At 70.0% G+C, this 22,634-nt stretch carries 21 protein-coding genes, 5 tRNA genes and 1 pseudogene; 10 read left to right on the top strand and 17 right to left on the bottom strand.

Translation table 11 applies throughout. The annotated features are described in order from the left end of the window. Positions 1-13 precede the first annotated feature (13 nt). Positions 14-1,024 carry an NAD(P)H-dependent glycerol-3-phosphate dehydrogenase gene (locus ACZ45T_RS24060; protein WP_468444546.1) on the bottom strand — a complete coding sequence of 337 codons (1,011 nt, stop codon included), beginning with the start codon at positions 1,022-1,024 and terminating at the stop codon, positions 14-16. After that, on the bottom strand, positions 1,021-1,773 hold the full coding sequence (locus ACZ45T_RS24055) for a lysophospholipid acyltransferase family protein (RefSeq protein WP_468444544.1): 753 nt from the start codon (positions 1,771-1,773) through the stop codon (positions 1,021-1,023). The genes ACZ45T_RS24060 and ACZ45T_RS24055 overlap by 4 nt, the downstream gene beginning before the upstream one ends. 201 nt (positions 1,774-1,974) lie before the next feature. On the opposite strand from ACZ45T_RS24055, the pseudogene cofC reads away from it, so the two are divergent. Further along, positions 1,975-2,631 (top strand): annotated as a pseudogene (gene cofC / locus ACZ45T_RS24050) (2-phospho-L-lactate guanylyltransferase); the annotation flags it as partial. A 268-nt stretch (positions 2,632-2,899) separates the two neighbouring features. On the opposite strand, the gene ACZ45T_RS24045 reads toward cofC, so the two are convergent. The 4 genes from ACZ45T_RS24045 to leuC form a co-directional block, all read right to left on the bottom strand. Next, positions 2,900-3,580, bottom strand: a complete 681-nt coding sequence (locus ACZ45T_RS24045) for an HU family DNA-binding protein (protein WP_468444542.1) — start codon at positions 3,578-3,580, stop codon at positions 2,900-2,902. 144 nt (positions 3,581-3,724) lie between these two features. Next, the gene (locus ACZ45T_RS24040) at positions 3,725-3,952 is read right to left on the bottom strand and encodes an SCO5555 family protein (RefSeq protein WP_030009267.1); all 228 of its coding nucleotides are present in this window, start codon (positions 3,950-3,952) and stop codon (positions 3,725-3,727) included. Between the two features lie 137 nt (positions 3,953-4,089). Next, positions 4,090-4,683 (bottom strand): 3-isopropylmalate dehydratase small subunit, encoded by a 594-nt coding sequence (leuD, locus tag ACZ45T_RS24035; protein ID WP_468444540.1) that lies wholly within the window; start codon positions 4,681-4,683, stop codon positions 4,090-4,092. Positions 4,684-4,686: 3 nt separating this feature from the next. After that, on the bottom strand, positions 4,687-6,111 hold the full coding sequence (gene leuC / locus ACZ45T_RS24030) for a 3-isopropylmalate dehydratase large subunit (protein WP_468444538.1): 1,425 nt from the start codon (positions 6,109-6,111) through the stop codon (positions 4,687-4,689). 184 nt (positions 6,112-6,295) lie between these two features. Here leuC and ndgR point away from each other — a divergent pair, with 184 nt between their 5' ends. Next, a complete protein-coding gene (gene ndgR, locus ACZ45T_RS24025; RefSeq protein ID WP_150517662.1) occupies positions 6,296-7,012 on the top strand; it encodes an IclR family transcriptional regulator NdgR in 717 nt (238 codons plus the stop codon). Between the two features lie 165 nt (positions 7,013-7,177). On the opposite strand, the gene ACZ45T_RS24020 is transcribed toward ndgR, so the two are convergent. The 9 genes from ACZ45T_RS24020 to ACZ45T_RS23980 form a co-directional block, all read right to left on the bottom strand. Beyond that, positions 7,178-7,250: transfer RNA gene (locus tag ACZ45T_RS24020), tRNA-Glu, on the bottom strand. A gap of 23 nt (positions 7,251-7,273) precedes the next feature. Further along, positions 7,274-7,345: transfer RNA gene (locus tag ACZ45T_RS24015), tRNA-Gln, on the bottom strand. Between the two features lie 24 nt (positions 7,346-7,369). Further along, positions 7,370-7,442: transfer RNA gene (locus ACZ45T_RS24010), tRNA-Glu, on the bottom strand. Positions 7,443-7,503: 61 nt separating this feature from the next. Beyond that, positions 7,504-7,576 (bottom strand) — tRNA-Glu (locus ACZ45T_RS24005). 27 nt (positions 7,577-7,603) lie between these two features. Further along, positions 7,604-7,675 (bottom strand) — tRNA-Gln (locus ACZ45T_RS24000). A gap of 86 nt (positions 7,676-7,761) precedes the next feature. After that, a complete protein-coding gene (locus ACZ45T_RS23995; protein ID WP_468444535.1) occupies positions 7,762-8,490 on the bottom strand; it encodes an HAD family hydrolase in 729 nt (242 codons plus the stop codon). A gap of 137 nt (positions 8,491-8,627) precedes the next feature. Next, complete coding sequence (gene gltX / locus ACZ45T_RS23990) at positions 8,628-10,103, bottom strand: glutamate--tRNA ligase (protein WP_468444533.1); 1,476 nt, start codon at positions 10,101-10,103, stop codon at positions 8,628-8,630. Continuing rightward, the gene (locus tag ACZ45T_RS23985) at positions 10,096-10,902 is read right to left on the bottom strand and encodes a fumarylacetoacetate hydrolase family protein (protein ID WP_468444531.1); all 807 of its coding nucleotides are present in this window, start codon (positions 10,900-10,902) and stop codon (positions 10,096-10,098) included. The genes gltX and ACZ45T_RS23985 overlap by 8 nt, the downstream gene beginning before the upstream one ends. 96 nt (positions 10,903-10,998) lie before the next feature. Further along, complete coding sequence (locus ACZ45T_RS23980; RefSeq protein ID WP_468444529.1) at positions 10,999-11,187, bottom strand: hypothetical protein; 189 nt, start codon at positions 11,185-11,187, stop codon at positions 10,999-11,001. Positions 11,188-11,766: 579 nt separating this feature from the next. On the opposite strand from ACZ45T_RS23980, the gene ACZ45T_RS23975 reads away from it, so the two are divergent. From ACZ45T_RS23975 to ACZ45T_RS23940, 8 genes are all read left to right on the top strand, one after another. Continuing rightward, a complete protein-coding gene (locus tag ACZ45T_RS23975; RefSeq protein WP_468444527.1) occupies positions 11,767-15,444 on the top strand; it encodes a sensor histidine kinase in 3,678 nt (1,225 codons plus the stop codon). 9 nt (positions 15,445-15,453) lie between these two features. Next, positions 15,454-15,867: a roadblock/LC7 domain-containing protein gene (locus ACZ45T_RS23970; protein WP_030708442.1), complete on the top strand. Its 414-nt coding sequence runs from the start codon at positions 15,454-15,456 to the stop codon at positions 15,865-15,867. A 152-nt stretch (positions 15,868-16,019) separates the two neighbouring features. Continuing rightward, positions 16,020-16,412: a DUF742 domain-containing protein gene (locus ACZ45T_RS23965; protein ID WP_468444525.1), complete on the top strand. Its 393-nt coding sequence runs from the start codon at positions 16,020-16,022 to the stop codon at positions 16,410-16,412. Beyond that, positions 16,393-16,977, top strand: coding sequence for a GTP-binding protein (locus ACZ45T_RS23960; protein WP_266605322.1), 585 nt, complete (start codon positions 16,393-16,395; stop codon positions 16,975-16,977). The genes ACZ45T_RS23965 and ACZ45T_RS23960 overlap by 20 nt, the downstream gene beginning before the upstream one ends. Before the next feature lie 293 nt (positions 16,978-17,270). Beyond that, positions 17,271-20,450, top strand: a complete 3,180-nt coding sequence (locus ACZ45T_RS23955) for a sensor histidine kinase (RefSeq protein WP_468444523.1) — start codon at positions 17,271-17,273, stop codon at positions 20,448-20,450. Between the two features lie 10 nt (positions 20,451-20,460). Further along, on the top strand, positions 20,461-20,874 hold the full coding sequence (locus ACZ45T_RS23950; RefSeq protein ID WP_030037347.1) for a roadblock/LC7 domain-containing protein: 414 nt from the start codon (positions 20,461-20,463) through the stop codon (positions 20,872-20,874). A 93-nt stretch (positions 20,875-20,967) separates the two neighbouring features. Then, positions 20,968-21,528 carry a DUF742 domain-containing protein gene (locus ACZ45T_RS23945; RefSeq protein WP_468444521.1) on the top strand — a complete coding sequence of 187 codons (561 nt, stop codon included), beginning with the start codon at positions 20,968-20,970 and terminating at the stop codon, positions 21,526-21,528. Continuing rightward, positions 21,509-22,096, top strand: coding sequence for a GTP-binding protein (locus ACZ45T_RS23940; protein ID WP_073911148.1), 588 nt, complete (start codon positions 21,509-21,511; stop codon positions 22,094-22,096). Before ACZ45T_RS23945 ends, ACZ45T_RS23940 begins: the two co-directional genes overlap by 20 nt. A gap of 169 nt (positions 22,097-22,265) precedes the next feature. Here the strand turns inward: ACZ45T_RS23940 and ACZ45T_RS23935 are convergent, their stop codons facing one another. Together ACZ45T_RS23935 and ACZ45T_RS23930 are read right to left on the bottom strand one after the other, a co-directional pair. Beyond that, a complete protein-coding gene (locus ACZ45T_RS23935) occupies positions 22,266-22,466 on the bottom strand; it encodes an acyl-CoA carboxylase subunit epsilon (protein ID WP_468444519.1) in 201 nt (66 codons plus the stop codon). 23 nt (positions 22,467-22,489) lie between these two features. Continuing rightward, a partial coding sequence (locus ACZ45T_RS23930) for a carboxyl transferase domain-containing protein (protein WP_468444774.1) occupies positions 22,490-22,634 on the bottom strand: 145 nt, incomplete at its 5' end.

Here is a 22,634-nt window from a genome sequence, read left to right as displayed (position 1 = left end):
GTGCGGAATGGAGTCAGCGACGTTCCGGTTTGGCGCTGCGGCCCATCAGTTCCTTGAGCGCGACCAGGGTGGGCTTGCCGTGGTGGACGATGTCGACGACCGTGTCGGTGATCGGCATGTCCACCCCGTAGCGGCGGGCCAGATCGGCCACCGACTGGCAGGACTTGACGCCCTCGGCGGTCTGCTTGGTGACCGCGATGGTCTCCTCCAGGGTCATCCCGCGGCCGAGGTTGGTGCCGAAGGTGTGGTTCCGGGAGAGCGGCGAGGAGCAGGTGGCGACCAGGTCGCCGAGGCCCGCGAGGCCGGAGAAGGTGAGCGGGTCGGCGCCCATGGCCACCCCCAGGCGGGTCGCTTCGGCGAGTCCGCGGGTGATGAGCGAGCCCTTGGTGTTGTCGCCCAGGCCCATGCCGTCCGCGATGCCGACGGCGAGGCCGATGACGTTCTTGACCGCGCCCCCGAGCTCGCAGCCGATGACGTCGGTGCTCGTGTACGGGCGGAAGTACGGGGTGTGGCAGGCGGCCTGGAGGCGCTGCGCCACGGTCTCGTCCACGCAGGCGACGACGGAGGCCGCGGGCTGCCGGGCGGCGATCTCGCGGGCCAGGTTGGGGCCGGTGACCACGGCGATGCGCTCGGCGGGGACCTTGGCCACCTCCTCGATGACCTCGCTCATCCGCTTGGCCGTGCCGAGTTCGATGCCCTTCATGAGGGAGACGAGCACGGTGTCGGGGGCGAGCAGGGGCGCCCAGGCGGCGAGGTTGCCGCGCAGGGTCTGGGAGGGGATGGCGAGGACGGTGAAGTCGGCGCCCGCCGCAGCCTCGGCCGGGTCGGTGGTGGCCCGGATGCCCGCGGGGAGTTCGACGTCGGGGAAGTAGTCCGGGTTGGTCCGGCCGGTGTTGATGGCGTCGACCAGCTCCTGGCGGCGCCCCCACAGGGTCACCTCGCAGCCGGCGTCGGCCAGCACGATGGCGAAGGCCGTGCCCCAGGAGCCCGTTCCGAATACGGCTGCCTTCATGGGACGTGTCACTTGTTGCCCTCCCCCGCGGCCTTGCGCCGCTGTTCCGCCCTGGCGTCTTGATGGTTGTACGGCTGCTCGGGCGCGGTCTCTCCCCGCACCTCCTCCAGCAGCTTGGTGATGGCCGCCATGATCACCTCGGTGGCCTCCTTGAGGACCTCCGGGGTGGGCTCCAGGTCGTAGAAGGCGGAGAGGTCCACCGGCGGTCCCGCGAGGACCTGGAGGGTCTTGCGCGGGAAGAGCCGGACCTTGTTCTCCTTCGCATACGGCGGCATCGCGAGATTCGCCCCCCACTGGGCCACCGGAATGACGGGCGCCTTGGTGATCAGCGCGACACGGGCGGCGCCGGTCTTACCGGCCATCGGCCACATGTCGGGGTCGCGGGTGAGGGTGCCTTCCGGGTAAAAGGCCACGCATTCGCCGCTCTCGATCGCCTCCACCGCGGCCCGGAATGCGACCAGGGCGTTGGTGCTCTCCCGGTAGACGGGGATCTGCCCGCTGCCGCGCAGGATCGACCCGACAATAGGGACCTTGAAGAGGGCGGCCTTCGCGAGCAATCGGGGCACGCGCCCGGTGTTGTACTGGAAGTGCGCGTAGGAGAGCGGGTCCAGATACGAGTTGTGATTGACGGCGGTGATAAATCCGCCCTCGGTCGGAATGTGCTCCATTCCCCGCCAGTCCCGCTTGAAGAGCACTACCAGCGGCGGTTTTGCGATGACCGCCGCCAGGCGGTACCAGAAGCCGATTCTGCGGCGGGACACTCGAACACCCTTCCTCTAGGACCGGTGCGCGGCTTTGGCCACCTCGTCGGCCGGACAAGTGTGGTCCCGGGCCCGGTCTCTGTCGAGTCTCTGTCGGGAACACCGTACGCCCCGCTCGCGCCACCGGACTCCCGGGTTCCCGGGGCAAAGGCGACAATGGACCGGCGCATGACCCGGCCATGACCCGACCATGGCCCGCGCATGTGCCGCAGCGCTCTGGAGGGAGGGGGGTCGGTGACGAACGCCGTCTGGAGTCTGGTGGTCCCGCTGAAGCCTCTGGCGGTGGCCAAGAGCCGTCTCGCGGCGGCCGTGGGCGCCTCCCGTCCGGGGCTCGCCCTGGCCTTCGCGCAGGACACCGTCGCGGGGGCGCTGGCCTGCGCGGCCGTCGCGGATGTGGTGGTCGTCACGGACGACGCCGCGGCCGGTGCGGAACTGGCCCGGCTGGGCGCGCGGATCGTCCCGGACGCCCCGGCGGCCGGGCTCAACGCGGCGCTGGCCCACGGGGCGCGGGCGGTGCGGGCGGTGCGGCCGGGCGCCGCGGTGGCCGCGATGAACGCCGATCTGCCGGCGCTGCGGCCCCCCGAATTGCTACGCGTGCTCGAAAACGCCTCGGCATTTCCCCGGGCATTTCTGGCGGATGCGGCCGGAATCGGGACGACCTTGCTTTCCGCCGCTCCGGACGTGGAATTGGCCCCCGCCTTCGGCGGTCCGTCGCGGGCCAGGCACGGGGCCTCGGGGGCGGTGGAAATCGCCCTGGCGGACGTCGACAGCGTGCGCCGGGACGTGGACACGGCAGCGGATCTGCGGACGGCCCTCACCCTCGGTGTGGGGTTTCACACGGCCCGATACAGTGCCGGTATGCAGGCGACCGCGTACACGTACGACTCCCAGACCCGCAGCGGCAGTGTGCTGCTGGACGACGGCACCCCGGTGCCCTTCGAGGCTCCGGCCTTCGACGCCGGCGGCCTGCGGCTGCTGCGGCCCGGGCAGCGGGTGCGGATCGAGACGGACGGCGAGGGCGCGGGCCTGCGGATCACCCTGGTCACGCTCCAGACCTTCTGACGAACGCACCGCGGGCCGGCTTCCCCACAGGGGGAAAGCCGGCCCGGCGTGTGTGACCCTGCCCCTACTTCTTGCGGGCGGTGGTCTTCTTCGCGGTGGCCTTGCGCGTCGCCGTCTTCTTGGCGGGCGCCTTCGTCGCCGCGGTCACCTTCTTGGCGGCCGGGGCGGTCTTCTTCGCGGCGGCGGTGGTCTTCTTCGCCGTGGCCGTGGCCTTCTTGGCGGTGGCCGTGGCCTTCTTCGCCGTGGCCGTCGCCTTCTTCGCGGTGGCCGTGCTCTTCACCGCCGCCTTCTTGGCGGTCGCGGTGGTCTTCTTGGCCGTGACCTTCTTTGCGACCGCGGTCTTCGCCGCGGCCTTCTTGGCGGTGGTGGCCTTCTTCGCGGCGGCCTTCTTGACCGTCGCGGAAGCACCACCGGTGAGGCTGCCCTTGGGCGCCTTCTTCACCGAGACCTCGCCGCCCTTGGGCAGCTTCTTGGTGCCGCTGACCAGGTCCTTGAAGCCCTGGCCCGCACGGAAGCGGGGCACCGAGGTCTTCTTGACCCGGACGCGCTCTCCCGTCTGCGGGTTGCGCGCGTAACGGGCCGGACGGTCGACCTTCTCGAACGAGCCGAAGCCCGTGACCGAGACCCGGTCGCCCGCGACGGTAGCGCGGACGATCGCGTCCAGTACCGCGTCGACAGCGTCCGCGGCCTGCTGGCGGCCGCCCAGCTTGTCGGCAATCGCTTCTACGAGCTGCGCCTTGTTCACGTCTTCCCCTTCGGAGACTTCGCCAGAACGAATGTGTTCAAGCTTATTTCGCACGTTAGGCGGATATATACCGCAAATCAAACACGAAACGGGCTAATCACCCTAGTGCCGCAACGCTGGAGACCGTTACGGAGTTCCTTCGCATCAGTCGCCTTCAGGGAATCGACCCTCGTCGAGGTCCTTCATCAACCTGTCCAGGCGCCTTGCCGCATCGGCGAGATCGTGCTTCGCCGCGGCCGTGACGACCAACAGCTTCCGGGACAGCGCCATCCTTACGCCCTCCGGGACTTGCAGTGAGCGCACCCGTGTGTGTGCTTCTTTCAATCGGTCCGCGACGAGTTCGTAGAGCTCAAGTTGACTGTCGCGTTCCATGCACAGATTGTGCCATCTGGGGCGAGTTGTCGCCTCACGGGGCCTCAACACACAGCTGTGCCCCCCACCGGACGGTGGGGGGCACAGCGTTGTCGATGTGATCACCCAAGGGCGAATAAGCGCTGATCAGGCAGGAATCAGGCCTGAATCGTGCGCGGCTTGAAGGCCGGGCGGGTGCTTTCGTACGTAGCGATGTCCGCTTCGTTCTGAAGGGTGAGGGAGATGTCGTCCAGACCCTCCAGCAGTCGCCAGCGGGCGTTGTCGTCGAGTTCGAACTCCGCGACGACGCCTTCGGCTCGCACCTGGCGGTCGACCAGGTCGACCGTGATCTCGGCGTTGGGGTCGGCCTCGGTCAGCTTCCACAGCTGCTCGACCGTCTCCTGCGGGAGCACGACGGTCAGCAGGCCGTTCTTCAGCGAGTTCCCGCGGAAGATGTCGGCGAAGCGGGAGGAGATGACCGTCTTGAAGCCGAAGTTCTGAAGGGCCCAGACGGCGTGCTCGCGCGAGGAGCCCGTACCGAAGTCGGGACCGGCGACCAGCACGGTCGCGCCGGCGCGCTCCGGGCGGTTCGTGACGAACTCCGGGTCCTTGCGCCAGGCCTCGAAGAGCCCGTCCTCGAAGCCGTCGCGGGTGATCTTCTTCAGCCAGTGGGCCGGGATGATCTGGTCGGTGTCGACGTTGCTGCGGCGCAGCGGGACGGCCCGGCCGGTGTGGGTGGTGAAGGCTTCCATGGTTCAGACTCCGGCGGTCGCGTTGGCGTCGGACAGGTCGGCGGGCGAGGCCAGATGGCCCAGCACCGCGGTGGCGGCGGCCACCTGCGGGGAGACCAGGTGGGTGCGCCCGCCCTTGCCCTGCCGGCCCTCGAAGTTGCGGTTGGACGTGGACGCGGAGCGTTCACCCGGCGCCAGTTGGTCGGGGTTCATGCCCAGACACATCGAACAGCCCGCGTGCCGCCATTCGGCGCCGGCCTCCTTGAAGACCTTGTCCAGGCCCTCTTCCACGGCCTGCAGCGCGACCCGGACGGAGCCCGGGACGACCAGCATCCGTACGCCGTCGGCGACTTTGCGGCCCTCGATGATCCCGGCGACGGCGCGCAGGTCCTCGATGCGGCCGTTGGTGCAGGAACCTACGAAGACGGTGTCGACCTTGATGTCGCGCAGCGGCTGCCCGGCGGTCAACCCCATGTACTCCAGGGCCTTTTCGGCGGCGTGGCGCTCCGAAGCGTCCTCGTACGAAGCGGGGTCGGGGACGTTGGCCGACAGCGGCGCGCCCTGGCCCGGGTTGGTGCCCCAGGTGACGAACGGGGCCAGCGTCGTGCCGTCGATGACGACCTCGGCGTCGAAGACCGCGTCGTCGTCGGTGCGCAGCGTCTTCCAGTACGCGACCGCCGCGTCCCACTCCTCGCCCTTCGGGGCGTGGTCACGGCCCTCCAGGTAGTCGAAGGTGGTCTGGTCGGGGGCGATCATGCCCGCGCGGGCGCCGGCCTCGATCGACATGTTGCAGATGGTCATGCGGGCTTCCATCGAGAGCTGCTCGATGGCCTCGCCGCGGTATTCCAGGATGTAGCCCTGGCCACCGCCGGTGCCGATCTTGGCGATGATCGCCAGGATCAGGTCCTTCGCGGTGACACCCTCGGCCAGCGCTCCGGTGACGGTGATCGCCATCGTCTTAGGGCGGGCCAGCGGCAGCGTCTGGGTGGCCAGCACGTGCTCGACCTGGCTCGTGCCGATGCCGAAGGCCAGCGCGCCGAAGGCGCCGTGCGTGGAGGTGTGCGAGTCACCGCAGACCACGGTGGTGCCGGGCTGGGTCAGGCCCAGCTGCGGTCCCACGACGTGGACGACACCCTGCTCGACGTCGCCCAGCGAGTGCAGGCGGACGCCGAACTCGCCGCAGTTCTTGCGCAGCGTCTCCAGCTGAGCCCGGGAGACCGGGTCGGCGATCGGCTTGTCGATGTCGATGGTGGGGGTGTTGTGGTCCTCGGTCGCGATGGTGAGGTCGAGGCGTCGGACCTTGCGGCCGGCCTGACGCAGGCCTTCGAAGGCCTGCGGGCTGGTCACCTCGTGCAGCAGGTGCAGATCAATGAAGAGGAGGTCGGGCTCGCCTTCGGCGCGCCGGACGACATGGTCGTCCCAGACCTTCTCCGCGAGTGTCCTACCCATCGCTTTCCCTCCGGCCGGCCGGTTGTGCCGGCGCTTCATAGAGATCTTGTGCGCCTGATCGCCCGTACCCCACGTCCTGGACGACGGCTCGGACCCAGTGGTTCGTGGACCCGCACATACAGACTCGCTGGTTCTTGGAAAAATTGAACTTGCGTTTCACAGTGTGAGACGCGAATATCGTTTCATGGACAACTCTAGCGGCGTCGGCGTTCTCGACAAGGCAGCTCTGGTATTGAGCGCACTGGAGTCCGGTCCGGCCACCCTCGCCGGGCTGGTCGCGGCGACAGGGCTCGCACGACCCACGGCACATCGCCTGGCCGTGGCACTGGAACACCACCGGATGGTGGCGAGGGACATGCAGGGCCGGTTCATCCTCGGACCGCGGCTGGCGGAGCTCGCCGCCGCGGCCGGCGAGGACCGCCTGCTGGCCACGGCGGGACCGGTACTCACCCACCTCCGTGACGTGACGGGCGAGAGCGCGCAGCTCTACCGCCGTCAGGGAGACATGCGCATCTGCGTGGCGGCCGCGGAGCGGCTGTCGGGCCTGCGGGACACCGTCCCGGTGGGCTCGACGCTCCCGATGAAGGCCGGCTCGGCCGCGCAGATCCTGATGGCCTGGGAGGAGCCCGAGCGGCTCCACCGCGGCCTTCAGGGCGCGCGCTTCACGGCGACGGCACTCTCGGGCGTACGGCGTCGCGGCTGGGCCCAGTCGATCGGCGAGCGGGAGCCCGGCGTGGCCTCCGTCTCGGCGCCGGTGCGCGGGCCGTCGAACCGCGTGGTGGCCTCCGTGTCGGTCTCCGGGCCGATCGAGCGGCTGACCCGCCACCCGGGCCGGATGCACGCCCAGGCCGTCATCGACGCGGCCGCACGCCTCACGGAGGCGCTGCGCCGCACCGGCTGACCCACCCCTCCCGGCCTGAAGGCCTCCCCCGTCCATCCCCCGGGCCCGGGGGCGCGTACGACGCCGCACACGTCCGAACACGCGCCTCCGGGCCCGTACTTGCGTCACTGGCGGGGCAAAGCGAAGAGGCCCTCCGCGATGAACGCGGAGGGCCTCTTCGATGCGTACCCCCGACCGGATTCGAACCGGCGCTACCGCCTTGAGAGGGCGGCGTGCTAGGCCGCTACACAACGGGGGCTAGCTGGTGCTGCTGTTACTGCGCTGGGCTACCAGGACTCGAACCTAGAATAAGGGAACCAGAAACCCTCGTGTTGCCAATTACACTATAGCCCAAAGTGGTCTAGACCAGACCAACAGTACCCCCGACCGGATTCGAACCGGCGCTACCGCCTTGAGAGGGCGGCGTGCTAGGCCGCTACACAACGGGGGCCCTAGCGATCCTGCATCAAAATGTCCGGGTGCGACCCTGGAGATCTCGCGGGAAGGATCTGTACCCCCGACCGGATTCGAACCGGCGCTACCGCCTTGAGAGGGCGGCGTGCTAGGCCGCTACACAACGGGGGCAAAGCACTGCGTTACTGCTGCACTGCGCTGGGGTACCAGGACTCGAACCTAGAATAAGGGAACCAGAAACCCTCGTGTTGCCAATTACACTATACCCCACCAAAAGTCAACCCCTTGCGGGGCTTTTTCTTTGGGTGGCGCCTCCGTCCGGCCTTTCGGCCCGCTCCGGCGGCGCAGAAAGAACATTACCGGATGCCTGACCGTGCTCCAAAACGGGTATCCCGTGCCAGCAGCTCCGGGAGGCGGCCCAGGCCCTCGATCCGGTGCGCGCCGTCCGGCCCGGGCCCGCGGCCGCCGTCGCGGTCGAGCCAGATCGCGAGCAGCCCGGCGTCGCGTGCCCCGCGCGCGTCGATCTCGGGCTGGTCCCCCACGTACGCCACCTCGCCCGGCGGCAGCCCGAGCGCCTCGCACGCCGCGAGGAAGGCCCCCGCCTCGGGCTTGCTGACCCCGAGTTCGACGGCGCAGACCAGCACCTCGAAGCGGTCGCGCAGCCCGAGGTCGCGCAGTTTGGGGTCCTGGTTGGCGGTGGAGGAGTTGGAGAGCACCCCGTGCCGGTAGTCCGCGGCGAGGGCGTCCAGTACGGGCACCACGTCGGGGAAGAGCGTCCAGGCGGCCTTGTAGTGCTCGACGTACTGATCGAACCAGGCGTCGGCCTCGTCCGCGGTCATCGCGGGCTGCTCCAGGAACTCCCGCACCCGGTCGCGCCGCTGCCCCTGGAAGGTGCCCTCGCCGGCGGCGAAGCGCGCCCAGTGCCGGTCGGTGATCTCCCGCCACAGCGCGAGCGCCTGCGCGGGGGTCCCGTACCGGTCCGCGAGCCGTTCGGCGTCCAGCTGCCGCGCGAGCCCGGCAGCGTCGGCCCCCGTGTAGTCGAAGAGGGTGTCGTCGATGTCCCACAGCACGGCGCGGATCGGCATGGGGCCGAGCCTACGCCGGGCGCCGGTCCCCGGTGGGCGGACGGGAAAGAAAGATCACAACGCGGGCGCCGCGAACGCCGCAGGGGGCGGCGGCCGGATGTCCGGCCGCCGCCCCCTGCGGGACAGTACGGGTGGGGCTACGCGGCGAGCTTGGCCAGGGCCGCGTCGATGCGGGCCAGCGACCGCTCCTTGCCCAGGATCTCCAGGGACTCGAAGAGCGGCAGGCCGACCGTGCGGCCGGTGACGGCCACGCGGACCGGGGCCTGGGCCTTGCCGAGCTTGAGGCCGTGGGCCTCGCCGGCGGTCAGGACGGCCTGCTTGAGGGACTCGGGGTCCGACCAGTCGGCGGTGGAGAGGTTCTCCCGCGCCGTGGTCAGCAGGGCCGCGGGCTCGCCCTTCATCGCCTTGTCCCAGGACGCCTGGTCCTCGACGGGCTCCTTGAGGAAGAGGAAGTCCACGTTCGCGGTGATGTCCGACAGGACGGTCACGCGGGTCTGGGCGTACGGGGCGATGCGCGCCCAGGCCTCGGCGTCGAAGTCCTCGGGCGCCCAGTTGGCGTGCGGGGCCTGGAGCCACGGGGCGCAGGCGTCCGCGAAGGCCTTCGGGTCGAGCAGGCGGATGTGGTCGCCGTTGATCGACTCGGCCTTCTTCAGGTCGAAGCGCGCCGGGTTGGCGTTGACGCCGTCGATGTCGAACTTCGACACCATCTCCTCGATCGAGAAGACGTCCTGGTCCTTGGAGAAGGACCAGCCGAGCAGCGAGAGGTAGTTCAGCAGGCCCTCGGGGAGGAAGCCGCGCTCGCGGTACAGGTTGAGCGAGGCCTCGGGGTCGCGCTTGGAGAGCTTCTTGTTGCCCTCGCCCATCACGTACGGCAGGTGGCCGAACTGCGGGATGCCGGTGGCGACGCCGAGCTCCATCAACGCCTTGTAGAGCGCGATCTGGCGCGGGGTGGAGGACAGCAGGTCCTCGCCGCGCAGCACGTGCGTGATCTGCATCAGCGCGTCGTCGACCGGGTTGACCAGCGTGTACAGGGGGGCGCCGTTGGCCCGCAGGATGCCGAAGTCCGGCACGTTCTCCGGGGTGAAGGTCAGCTCGCCGCGGACCAGGTCGGTGAAGGTGATCGGCTCGTCGGGCATCCGGAAGCGCACGATCGAGGGGCGGTGCTCGCCTTGGAACGCCTCCAGCTGGACCTGGGTCAGCTCGCGGCAGTGGCCGTCGTAGCCGGAGGGCTTGCCGGCCGCGCGGGCAGCTGCGCGGCGCGCGTCCAGCTCCTCGGTCGAGCAGTAGCAGTCGTACGCGTAACCGCCGTCGCGCAGCCGCTGGGCGACGTCCGCGTAGATGTCCATGCGCTCGGACTGGCGGTACGGGGCGTGCGGGCCGCCGACCTCGGGGCCCTCGTCCCAGGTGAAGCCCAGCCAGCGCAGCGAGGCGAGCAGCTGGTCGTACGACTCCTCGGAGTCGCGGGCCGCGTCGGTGTCCTCGATGCGGAAGACGAACGTACCGCCGTGGTGGCGGGCGAACGCCCAGTTGAAGAGGGCGGTCCGGACCAGGCCCACGTGGGGGTTGCCGGTCGGGGAGGGACAGAAACGTACGCGGACGTTCGCGTTAGCCACGCTTGATCACCTTGTTGGTGAGAGTGCCGATGCCTTCGATGGTGACGGCGACCTCGTCGCCGACGTTGAGGGGGCCGACTCCGGCCGGGGTCCCCGTGAGGATGACGTCGCCCGGGAGCAGCGTCATGGCCTCGGTGATGTGGACGATCAGGTCCTCGATGGAGCGGACCATGTCACTGGTGCGGCCGAGCTGGCGCTGTTCGCCATTGACCGTGCACTGGATGGTCAGGTCGCTCGGGTCCAGGTCGGTCTCGATCCAGGGGCCGAGGGGGCAGGAGCTGTCGAAGCCCTTGGCCCGGGCCCACTGCTTCTCCCGCTGCTGGACGTCGCGTGCCGTGACGTCGTTGGCGCAGGTGTAGCCGAGGATGACGTCCTTGACCCGCTCCCTGGGGACCTCTCGGCACATGCGGCCGATGACCACGGCGAGCTCCGCCTCGTGGTGGAGGTCCTGGGAGAAGGAGGGGTACGTGATCGGGTCGCCCGGGCCGACCACCGAGGTGGAGGGCTTGAAGAAGGTGATGGGGGCCTCGGGACGGCCTTGATCGTCAAAGATGGCGTTGCCGAGCTCCGCCGCGTGCTCCGCGTAGTTGCGGCCGATGGCCACGACCTTGTTCGGGAGCACGGGCGGGAGCAGCCGGACCTTGCTCAGCGGGACCTTCGTGCCCGAGAGCTCGAAGTCCGCGAACGGGATGCCCTTGATGATGTCGAGCACGAGCGTCGCTTCGTCGCCGGGGGCTGTGCTGCCCTCGACCGCGCCGAACGCGACGTTGCCGTCGATCGAGAACCTGGCGATGCGCACGTGTTGCGTCTGCCCCTCTGTCTGTCCGCTGGCTGGAGTCTGCTGACCCAGGCTAACGCGGCGGGCAGGGCGGCTTCGCGTTCCGTGGCGCCGCGGCTACTGCGCGGCGACGGCGACCGGCGCGTCCATCAGGACGGTGCGCCGCGGGTTGGCGGTCTGCGTCGGCAGGTCGACGGAGTGTTCCGGGGTGGCCGGGGCCGCCTGCAGCTCCTCGGCGTCCTTGAGGTGCGCGAGGGTGGTGCGGCGGGGGTTGGCTATGTTGCGGAACATCATCGTCGTCTTCATCGGAGTTCGGGGTCCTCGGTTCGATCTGTGAGTGTCGGCTGTCGCATGCACCAACCCTGGCGCCAACCCTTTAAGGGGTAAGGCTAAACATCTGAATCCCCCGCCGAACCGGGAAGTAATGGCCACGGCTATGTGAGTTTGCTCACCTGTGACCAGACATAACCGACATAATGGACAGTCAATTTCACCTGCCGAAACGGACATTGCGCCACTGAATGCGCCATTCCGCTCCTGATCATCTCGACTGGGACACCTTGACAGCCATGCTGTTTGGGTGGCGTAAGTCCGGTTTCTACCGAATGCGGTCGCACGTCGCGTAGCCTGTCCGTCACGAGCCGTCACCGACTCTCCGGGCCGACACGCGCACCTTGTTGGAGATCCTCCACTGTGCTGGAATTCGCGGGACCGCCGCGGGAATCAGCCGGCGCGCAGGTGGCGCGACTCAGCGCCGAGCGCGGCGGCACAGAGAGGGAGACGCGCCGGTCACCGACGACCACCATGGGGCCGCACGTGCCCCACGACTCGACACCGTCCCACCGGTCGCCCGGAGGGACGCCTGGTCCAGAGGTTGCGACGCTAGTGCAGGGACGATTCAAGAGGGATGGCAAGGGGTCTCCCCAGGCCCGCCAGGGCCGTGGGGAAGCCGCGGCGGAGCAGGACCCGCGCGGCGGGACCGACCGAGGCTCCTCGCCCCAGCACGCCCAGAACCGCGGGCCGGCTGTCGAAGGCGCGGGCCCCGACGCCGGTGCCCCGGTGAAGGCGAAGGGCCGCGGGAAGTCCGCCAAGGCCGGGCCGGCCGAGCAGGACGTGGCGATACCGAAGGCCCCCAGTGGGCCCGGTTCCCGTCTCGCCATGCAGAACTGGCGCATCAGCACGCGACTGGTGTCGCTGCTGACCCTGCCGGTCGTCGCCGCCACCACGCTCGGTGGCTTCCGCATCAACGACTCGCTCAACGACATCGCGCAGCTGGAGCACATGCAGCTGCTGACGACCATGACCCGGCAGGCCACCAACCTGGCCGCCATGCTCCAGGAGGAGCGGGACATGTCGGCGGGTCCGCTCTCGCTCTCCAAGGGCAAGAGCACCAGCAGTGTCGACGGCATCCGCCAGCAGACCGACACCGCGGCCAAGGCCTTCGCCGCCGCGACCGACAAGGTCGACAGCACCGGGGACAAGGACGACACCCTCAAGTCGATCCGCAACAACGTCCTGCAGATCGGCCGCCAGCTCACCAACATCGAGACGATCCGCAGCAAGGCGTACGCCAACGGCGCCCAGCAGACCGTCAGCGAGTACAACTCGCTCATCGTCTCGCTGCTCTCCCTCTCCCAGGACATGGCGCAGGCCACCTCCAACCCGGAGATGATCAAGCGTACGCGTGCCCTGGCCGCGTTCTCCGCCGCCAAGGAGTACGCCTCCATCCAGCGCGCGATCATCGCCGCCTCGCTCCCCGACACCTCGGAGAGGCAGGGTGAGCTGAAGGAGAACGACCGGCTCTACGCCCTCTCCGCGCAGAAGGGCGAGGTCCAGGCGAAGACGACCTTCGAGCTCGTCTACCAGGGCCGCACCGAGGACCTCCTCGCGGGCCTCGGCGACAGCAACTCCGAGATCTCCAGCGCCGACCACTACGCGAAGCGCGTCCTGGCCAGCCCGGACGCCTTCCTCCGCGAGAAGAACCGGTCCTGGCTGGACTGGTACGACGCGGACGGCACCAAGCTCCAGGCGATGAAGGTCATCGAGCTGACCCTGCTCGAGGAGATGGAGCAGAAGGCCCGCGAGCTCAAGAACGAGGCCCAGCAGGACGCCATCATCAACGGTGCCCTGATCCTCCTCGTCCTCGGTGTCTCCCTCGTCGGCGCCTTCGTCATGGCCCGCTCGATGATCCGCTCGCTGCGCCGCCTGCAGGACACCGCGACGCGCGTCGCCCAGGACCGCCTCCCCGAGCTCGTCAAGCAGCTGTCCGAGTCCGACCCGCAGGACGTGGACACGTCCGTGGAGTCGGTCGGCGTGCACACCCGCGACGAGATCGGCCAGGTGGCCGCGGCATTCGACGACGTGCACCGCGAGGCCGTCCGCCTCGCCGCCGAGCAGGCCCTCCTGCGAGGCAACGTCAACGCGATGTTCACCAACCTCTCGCGCCGCTCGCAGGGCCTCATCCAGCGTCAGCTCTCGCTCATCTCCGAGCTGGAGTCGCGCGAGGCCGACCCGGACCAGCTGTCCTCGCTCTTCAAGCTCGACCACCTCGCGACCCGTATGCGCCGTAACGGCGAAAACCTCCTCGTCCTCGCGGGCGAGGAGCCGGGCCGCCGGTGGACGCGCCCCGTCCCGCTCGTCGACGTGCTCCGTGCCGCCGCCTCCGAGGTGGAGCAGTACGAGCGCGTCGAGCTGGCCTCGGTGCCCGGCACCGACGTCGCCGGCCGCGTCGTCAACGACCTCGTGCACGTCCTCGCCGAGCTGCTGGAGAACGCCACCTCGTTCTCCTCCCCGCAGACCAAGGTCAAGGTCACGGGTCACGCGCTGCCCGACGGCCGGGTGCTCGTCGAGATCCACGACACCGGTATCGGCCTCTCCCCCGAGGACCTCGCCGCGATCAACGAGCGGCTCGCGTCGCCGCCGACCGTGGACGTCTCCGTCTCCCGCCGCATGGGCCTGTTCGTGGTCGGCCGCCTGTCCCTGCGACACGGCATCCGCATCCAGCTGCGCCCGTCCGACTCGGGCGGTACGACGGCCCTCGTCATGCTTCCGGTGGACGTCGCCCAGGGCGGCAAGAAGCCGGGCCCGATGCCGGGCCAGGGTGGTCAGGGCGGCCCCGGTGGCGCCCAGGGCGCTCCCGGCGCCCAGGCTTCCGTACCCGGTACGGGCGCCCGTCCGGGCGTGGGCGCGGCCCCGCAGCGCGGTCAGGTCGCCGGAGGCGCCCAGCGTGCCGCCCTGCCGGGGCGCGACGGCGCCGCCGGCCCGCAGCGTCCGCAGGGCCCGCAGGGCGGGCGGCCTCCGCAGCAGGGCGGCCCCGGTGCTCCCGGTGCCCGCCCGCAGCAGGGTCCGACCACCGCGGGACAGGGCCAGGGTGCCTTCGGCGGCGGTGCGCCGCTGCCGGCCCGTGGTCCGGTCGCCGGTGGTGGATTCGGCGGTGGCCCGCAGGCCCGTCCCGTGTCGTCGCCTTCGGCGTCCGGCCCGTCCGGTTACCCGCAGGGCAACGGCTTCGAGCGGCCTCAGCAGCCCCAGCAGCCCCAGCAGCAGCCGGTCCAGCAGCAGTCGCCCGCTCCCGGGGCTCCGGCTCCGAGCGGCCCCCGGCCGCAGCTGCCGCCGCGCGGTGGCGCCCCGCGTCCGGAGCTTCCCGGCCCGCAGACCACCAGCTGGGGCGCGGACCAGGCCCGCGGCCACGACGAGCTGTCGGGCCCCGGCTCGACGGCCGAGTTCGCCCGCCCGGACTTCAACGCCCCGATGCCCCAGGGCGACGGCGGCAACAGCACGACCGGACAGTTCGAGCGTCCGGACGTGCGCGGCCCCCTGAACCCGTCCGCCACCGGCCAGTTCGAGCGCCCGGCCGGCTACCAGCCCACCGGTCAGCCCCAGCGCCCCGGCGGCCCCGGTGTCGGCGGTTTCGCCCGGCCCCAGCAGGCCCCGCAGCAGCCGCAGGCTCAGCAGCCCGGCGGCGAGTACGCACCCGTACCGCCTTCGCGCCCCGAGACCCCGCGACTGCCGCAGGCCCACCGGCCGGAGGCGCTGCCCCCGGCGCAGAGCTCCGGCGACGGCCGCAGCCCGATCTTCGACACGCTGGAGTCGAACTGGTTCCGCGAGGAGGGGCAGCAGCCCCCCGCGCAGGGACCGGCGGTGCCCCAGCAGCCGCAGCAGTCCGCCCCGGCCCCCGCTCCGCAGCAGCAGCCACTGCCGCAGCGCGGCCAGGGGCACGCGGCCGAGCCCGCCGCGGCGGCGACCGGCAGCACGCCGACCGTCAGCTGGCGGTCCTCGCCGAACGACGAGCTGATGCGGCAGGCCGAGCGCGTGCGCCAGCCCGCCGCCGGCGGCATCACGACCTCGGGGCTGCCCCGCCGGGTCCCGCGGGCGAACCTCGTGGCCGGCACCGCGCAGCAGCAGTCCGAGGCGCAGGCGGGTCCGCAGGTCTCGCGGGCGCCGGACGACGTCCGCGGCCGTCTGACCAACCTCCGACGCGGTATCCAGCAGGGCCGTCAGGCCGGCAACAACGGCCCGGCGACCGGCAGTTACCACATCGACCCCACTTACCAGCAGGAGCGATAGTTGAGTTCGATGAGCCAGGCGGCACAGAACCTGAACTGGTTGATCACCAACTTCGTGGACAACACCCCAGGGGTGTCCCACACGGTGGTGGTCTCCGCCGACGGACTCCTTCTGGCGATGTCCGAAGGTTTTCCGCGTGACCGCGCCGACCAGCTGGCGGCCGTGGCCTCCGGTCTGACTTCGCTGACCGCCGGAGCCTCCCGCATCTTCGAGGGGGGCGCCGTCAACCAGACCGTCGTCGAGATGGACCGGGGATTCCTCTTCCTCATGTCCGTCTCGGACGGCTCCTCGCTGGCCGTACTGGCGCACCCCGAGTGCGACATCGGCCTCGTGGGTTACGAGATGGCTCTTCTGGTGGATCGCGCGGGCAGTGTCCTCACCCCGGACCTGCGCGCCGAACTGCAGGGCAGCCTGCTCGGCTGACTTCCCCCCTCCCGGCCGGACGGTACTGCCGGCCGGGAGACCGGGGCCCCGCCCCCGGAATCCAGTACCCCCGCCAGGCCGTCATACAGTCCCCCCCACCGGCCGCCCCGTCAGACGGCACGCTGACCACTGCTGTCCAGCCCGGAGGATCAATGACCCCGCCCCCCGCCTATCCCGACTCGTACGGAGATTCGTACTCGGAAGGCGACCAGCCGCTGGTGCGTCCTTACGCGATGACCGGCGGCCGGACCCGGCCCCGCTACCAGCTCGCCATCGAGGCCCTGGTCAGCACCACCGCCGATCCGATGCACCTGTCCGGCCTGCTCCCCGAGCACCAGCGCATCTGCACCTTGTGCCGCGAGGTCAAGTCGGTCGCCGAGGTCTCCGCACTGCTGTCGATGCCGCTCGGTGTCGCCCGGATCCTCGTCGCCGACCTGGCGGAGGCCGGAATGGTGGCCATCCACCAGCCGGGCAATGGAGAGGCCGGCGGCACGCCGGATGTAACGCTGCTCGAAAGGGTGCTCAGTGGCCTTCGGAACATCTAGCGGAGCGGCTCCCGCCCGCTCCACCACCTCCGCGAAGATCGTGGTGGCGGGCGGTTTCGGCGTGGGCAAGACCACGTTCGTCGGAGCCGTGTCCGAGATCAACCCGCTGCGCACCGAAGCCGTCATGACGTCCGCGAGCGCGGGCATCGACGACCTCACGCACACCGGTGACAAGACGACCACCACGGTCGCCATGGACTTCGGCCGCATCACCCTGGACCAGGACCTGATCCTGTACCTCTTCGGTACGCCGGGCCAGGACCGCTTCTGGTTCATGTGGGACGACCTGGTCCGCGGCGCGATCGGTGCGATCGTGCTCGTCGACACCCGCCGTCTCGCCGACTGCTTCCCCGCCGTCGACTACTTCGAGAACAGCGGCCTGCCGTTCGTCGTGGCCCTCAACGGCTTCGAGGGGCACCAGCCGTACACCCCGGAGGAAGTCCGCGAAGCCTTGCAGATCGGCCCCGGCGCTCCCATCATCACCACCGACGCCCGCCACCGCGCGGACGCCAAGAGCGCGCTCATCACGCTCGTGGAGCACGCCCTCATGGCGCGGCTCAAGTAACACGGTTTCAACTGCCGCACGGGAGGGGCGGGCTGTGTCCTACGACACGGCCCGCCCCTGTCGTTCATAACGTTTCGACAGAGAATTGGCGCCACTTGGCAACGGGGTGCGTTCGGTTGGTACCGCTGCGCTCACAACTGCCCCCATTTTTGCCGCAGGACGCTCTTTATGTCCGATTTATGTGGGGCATAAGGTTCTGTGAATGGCCGATTTCAACTGTTTGGAACACGGCCGTTAACCGTGCTGGAATTCAACGAACTAGCTAGTAGCACCGCCGAGAGGTTGTTGGTCGAGTGAGGCGAAGCAACGCAAGCCCCGCGGATGAACCCGCGCGCGGCAACTTCACCCCGCCGCCGCGAGCGGCCGCGTCGCCCGTCGACGTGCCCGTGGAACCGCCGGCGAGCAGTGGGAGCGCCAGCAGGTTCGCCCCCCGCAACTGGCGCGTGCCGACCAAGCTGAACGCCATCCTGCTCGTGCCCGCCCTCGTCGGGCTGGTCATGGGCGGCTTCCAGGTGAAGGGCTCGATCGACACCTGGAACGAGGCCAAGGACGCCGAGCAGATAGCCAGGGTCGTCCAGGCCGCCTCGGAGTACAGCCAGGCGCTGCTCAACGAGCGCGACCTCACCGCCGAACCGCTGCTGGCCGGCGACACCAAGAGCGAGACCGTCACCAAGGTCCGCGGGGTGACCGACGCGGCCAAGGTGAAGTTCGACAAGGCCGTCCAGGACATGCCGAAGAACCAGGGCCTGGAGCGGCGCCTGGACCTCTTCCGCGCGGAAGAGCCCAAGCTCACGAAGGTCCGTGACACGGCCTACGTCGCCGCGATCGAGACCCCGAAGAAGAACCTCCCCAACGCGCCGGGCCCGATCCCGACCGAAGAGGGCTACGTCGCGGTCCAGCACTACCTCATGCAGTTCGCCAACGAGCTCGGCCTCGGCACCGGCAACGTGACCTCGTACGGCCGCATGGTCTACGCGATCCAGCTGGCCAAGGCGGCCAACTCGCTCCAGCGCTCCGTCGGCACCCACCTGCTGGTCCGCCCGAGCACGAACGAGGAGATCCGCAAGAGCCAGCTCGTCGCCTTCTCCTCGTACGCCTACCTCGAGGAAATCGCCATCGGCGAGTACGTCGCGGCCGGCACCGAGGAGGACGTGGAGCGCCTCAAGCAGGTCATGGGCGAGAAGTCCAAGGAAGGCGCCGTCAAGCTCGCCGAGGCCAAGCGCCAGGCCGAGCAGAGCGGCACCGTCTTCAAGACTCCGCCCACCGGAGGGCCCAACAACTCGGTGCTCACCGGCATGACCGAGGCGATAGCCAGCGGCGAGACCAAGAAGAAGCTGGCCGAGAACGGCACCACGTCGCTGGCCTGGCAGGCCGCCGCCACCGCGAAGTTCGACGGCTACGACGAGGTCGAGAAGGAACTCCTCGACAAGGCCGTCAAGGACGCCGTCGCGGTCTCCGACGAGGCCCGCAACGAGGCCATCACCAACGGCGCCATCGTGGTCGTGTCCCTGCTGGCCGCCTTCATCCTGGCCGGTCTCATGGCCCGCCAGATGGGCCGCGCGATGCGCCGCCTGCGCTCCGCCGCCTTCGACATCGCCGAGCAGCGCCTGCCGATGCTCGTCGACCAGCTCTCGCGCACCGACCCGGGCAAGGTGGACACCCGTGTCCACCCGATCCCGATCGACTCCCAGGACGAGATCGGCGAGGTCGCCCGCGCCTTCGACCAGGTCCACCGGGAAGCGGTACGGCTCGCGGCCGAGCAGGCGCTCCTGCGAGGGAACGTCAACGCGATCTTCACGAACCTCTCCATGCGCAACCAGTCGCTGATCGAGGGCCAGCTGACCCTCATCACCGACCTGGAGAACAACGAGGCGGACCCGGACCAGCTGGAGAACCTCTTCCGCCTGGACCACCTGGCCACCCGCATGCGCCGCAACGGCGAGAACCTCCTCATCCTCGCGGGTGAGAACCCGGGCCGCCGCTGGGACCAGCCGGTCCCCCTCGTCGACGTGCTGCGCGCCGCCTCCTCCGAGGTGGAGCAGTACGAGCGCATCGAGCTCTCCGGCGTCTCCGACGCCGAGATCCACGGCCAGGCCGTGACCGACCTCGTGCACCTGCTGGCCGAGCTCCTGGAGAACGCCACCACGTTCTCCTCCCCGCAGACCAAGGTCCGCGTCAACGCCACGCGTCTGCCCGACGGCCGCGTGATGGTCGAGATCCACGACAAGGGCATCGGCCTCACCGCCGAGGACTTCGCGGACATCAACCACAAGCTCGCCAACCCGCCGACCGTGGACGCCGCGATCTCGCAGCGCATGGGTCTGTTCGTGGTCGGCCGGCTGGCGGACCGCCACAGCATCCGCGTCCAGCTGCGCCCCTCGGGCGAGGCCGCCGGTACCACCTCGCTGGTCATGCTTCCCGACGCCATCACCCACGGTGGCGGTGGCGAGGGCATCCCGGAGGACGACTTCACGGTCTCCCAGATCATCCCGGAGCAGCAGGCCCAGCTAGCGGCCCCGCTGCGCACGGCCGCCGAACTCGGCTTCGACGACTCCCGCTACGACGAGCAGGGCGCCGACGGCCGCGGTCTCGACCCGGTCGGCCGGTCCCTCGTGCGCGAGGAGCGGCGGGCCGCTCTGGAGGCCCAGGTCGGCTACCCGCAGGAGCAGCAGGAGTTCCAGGGGCAGGACTATCCGGAACCTCAGCCTGAACACGGGTACCAGCCGTACCAGGGCTACGAGCAGCAGCCCGAGCAGGGCTACGACAGCTCGTACGAGGCCCAGCAGGCGCAGCAGGGGTACGAGGCGTACCCGCAGCAGGACTACGCCTATACGGAAGACGGCTACCCGGACCAGCAGCCCGGCACCCAGGGCTACGACAACGGCTACGGGGCCCGGTCGGAACAGGCCGAGTGGCCCGAGCAGAACACGTATCCGGCTGGCTACCAGCAGGATTACGGGACCGAATCGGAATCCCGGGCCGTCCCCGAACCGGCCCCGGAGCGCGTAGGCTTCGACCGTCCGGGCGCCGCCGCCGACACCGGTCACGTGATGACCGGAGCGGGCCTGCCGCGCCGCGGCAGCCAGCAGCAGTGGCAGCCGGCACAGCAGGAAGCGGAGTCCACCGGATCCCTCTTCGAGCAGCGGTCGCCGCGTCAGCAGCAGCCCGAGGCTCCGAAGCAGGAGAAGGAAGGCAGCACCGCCTGGCGCTCGGGCAACGACGAGCGCTGGCAGCAGGCCGCCAAACTCCGTGAGCCGAAGGCCGGCGGGGTCACCCCGTCCGGTCTCCCTCGGCGCGTGCCCAAGGCCAACCTGGTCGAGGGTGCGGCGGAGACGACCCCGCAGGGCGGCCCCCAGGTCTCCCGCGCTCCGGAGGACGTCCGCGGCAGGTTGAGCAACCTGCGGCGCGGTGTCCAGCAGGGACGCAGCGCGGGTTCTGAGCAGTCAAGTAACAGCTATGACCAGGAGCGTTAGTGTGAGCCCGATGAGCCAGGCGGCACAGAACCTGAACTGGTTGATCACCAACTTCGTGGACAACACCCCAGGGGTGTCCCACACGGTGGTGGTCTCCGCCGACGGACTCCTTCTGGCGATGTCCGACGGATTCCCGCGTGACCGCGCTGACCAGCTGGCGGCCGTGGCCTCCGGTCTGACCTCGCTGACCGCCGGAGCCTCCCGCATCTTCGAGGGCGGCGCCGTCAACCAGACCGTCGTCGAGATGGACCGGGGATTCCTCTTCCTCATGTCCGTCTCGGACGGCTCCTCCCTCGCGGTGCTCGCGCACCCCGAGTGCGACATCGGCCTCGTCGGTTACGAGATGGCTCTTCTGGTGGATCGCGCGGGCAGTGTCCTCACCCCGGACCTGCGCGCCGAGCTGCAAGGAAGTCTTCTCAACTAGCAGACAGGCAGTGCGTTTCGCGCCATCGCACCATAGGGTGCGGTGGCGCGGTTCCACAGGGAGTACTGCGTACTTGGAGTCGGAGGAGGAAACGTGACAACACCCGGAGGACATCCTTATGGCGGCGCGCAGCAGCCGCAGGGTGGGCACGACCAGAACCGCTTCAACTTCCCCTCCGCGCCCAGCCGGCCGGTGCCGGAGCAGAACCCCTACCAGCAGCAGCAGCCGTACGGCCAGCCCCAGCAGCCCCAGCAGCCGCACATGCCGCCGCAGCAGCCTCCGCGCGCTGCCCGGCAGCCGGCTCCGAAGGCCCACAACCCGCTGGTGCGCCCGTACGCGATGACCGGCGGCCGTACTCGGCCGCGCTACCAGCTCGCCATCGAGGCGCTGGTCAGTACCACGGCCGATCCCGCGCGCCTGCAAGGGCAGTTGCCCGAGCACCAGCGCATCTGCCGCCTGTGCCAGGAGATCAAATCCGTCGCGGAGATCTCGGCACTTCTCTCCATTCCTCTTGGTGTCGCCCGCATCCTCGTCGCCGACCTGGCGGAGGCGGGCCTTGTCGCCATTCACCAGCCCGGCGGCGACGAGTCTGCCGGTGGCCAGCCAGATGTGACACTGCTCGAAAGGGTGCTCAGTGGACTTCGCAAGCTCTAACGGCGGAGCGGCTCCCGCCCGCTCCACCACCTCCGCGAAGATCGTGGTGGCGGGCGGCTTCGGCGTGGGCAAGACCACGTTCGTGGGCGCGGTCTCCGAGATCAACCCGCTGCGCACCGAAGCCGTCATGACGTCCGCGAGCGCGGGCATCGACGACCTCACCCACACCGGTGACAAGACGACCACCACGGTCGCCATGGACTTCGGCCGCATCACCCTGGACCAGGACCTGATCCTGTACCTCTTCGGTACCCCGGGCCAGGACCGCTTCTGGTTCATGTGGGACGACCTGGTCCGCGGCGCCATCGGCGCCGTCGTGCTCGTCGACACCCGCCGTCTCGCCGACTGCTTCCCCGCCGTCGACTACTTCGAGAACAGCGGCCTGCCGTTCGTCATCGCCCTCAACGGCTTCGACGGGCACCAGCCGTACACCCCGGAGGAAGTCCGCGAGGCCCTGCAGATCGGCCCGGACGCCCCCATCATCACCACCGACGCCCGCCACCGCGCGGACGCCAAGAGCGCCCTCATCACGCTCGTGGAGCACGCCCTCATGGCGCGCCTGCGGTAGCAGCAGCCGTTCGCATTCGACAGGCCCCTGCGTCACACGACGCGGGGGCCTTCGCCATGGGCGGCGCCTGCGGACGCGGCCCGCGGACGCCCGCGCGCCGCGGTACGGCACGGCACGGCAGAAGGCCCCGCACCCTGGATGGGTGCGGGGCCTTCGGGGGCTCGGGAACTCAGCCCTGCCAGCTGTGCGGGGCGCGGAAGCCCGGGGTGCGCTCCAGGCGGCGCCAGCCGGCCTGGCGGGGCGTACGGGCCGAGGTCTCCTCGGGGGTGGCGGCGGCGCGGGCGAGCAGGATCGCGGTGATCGCGGCCAGCTCCTCGGGCTCGGCGTTGCCCTTCTCGACGCGCAGCAGGGTGTCAGTGGCGTTGGTCATGGGGTGGCAGGTCTCCTTCGCGGTTACTGCGGCGGGTTGCCGTGCTTGCGGGACGGCAGATCGGCGTGCTTGTTGCGGAGCATCGCGAGGGCGGCCACGAGGACTTCGCGGGTCTCGGCAGGGTCGATGACGTCGTCGACCAGGCCGCGCTCGGCCGCGTAGTACGGG

The organism is Streptomyces sp. NPDC030995, assembly GCF_055571215.1.
Note: the sequence above shows the minus strand (reverse complement) of the source record. Positions and strands in the feature narration are given on the sequence as shown.

What these genes read in the sequence shown, in the direction of transcription:
- ndgR (WP_150517662.1), top strand. Translation starts at nt 6,296, where the DNA reads ATGGACAACTCTAGCGGCGTCGGCGTTCTCGACAAGGCAGCTCTGGTA.
- ACZ45T_RS23995 (WP_468444535.1), bottom strand. Translation starts at nt 8,490, where the DNA reads ATGCCGATCCGCGCCGTGCTGTGGGACATCGACGACACCCTCTTCGAC.
- ACZ45T_RS23980 (WP_468444529.1), bottom strand. Translation starts at nt 11,187, where the DNA reads ATGAAGACGACGATGATGTTCCGCAACATAGCCAACCCCCGCCGCACC.
- leuC (WP_468444538.1), bottom strand. Translation starts at nt 6,111, where the DNA reads ATGGGTAGGACACTCGCGGAGAAGGTCTGGGACGACCATGTCGTCCGG.
- ACZ45T_RS24040 (WP_030009267.1), bottom strand. Translation starts at nt 3,952, where the DNA reads ATGGAACGCGACAGTCAACTTGAGCTCTACGAACTCGTCGCGGACCGA.
- ACZ45T_RS23970 (WP_030708442.1), top strand. Translation starts at nt 15,454, where the DNA reads ATGAGCCAGGCGGCACAGAACCTGAACTGGTTGATCACCAACTTCGTG.
- ACZ45T_RS23965 (WP_468444525.1), top strand. Translation starts at nt 16,020, where the DNA reads ATGACCCCGCCCCCCGCCTATCCCGACTCGTACGGAGATTCGTACTCG.
- ACZ45T_RS23950 (WP_030037347.1), top strand. Translation starts at nt 20,461, where the DNA reads ATGAGCCAGGCGGCACAGAACCTGAACTGGTTGATCACCAACTTCGTG.
- ACZ45T_RS23935 (WP_468444519.1), bottom strand. Translation starts at nt 22,466, where the DNA reads ATGACCAACGCCACTGACACCCTGCTGCGCGTCGAGAAGGGCAACGCC.
- leuD (WP_468444540.1), bottom strand. Translation starts at nt 4,683, where the DNA reads ATGGAAGCCTTCACCACCCACACCGGCCGGGCCGTCCCGCTGCGCCGC.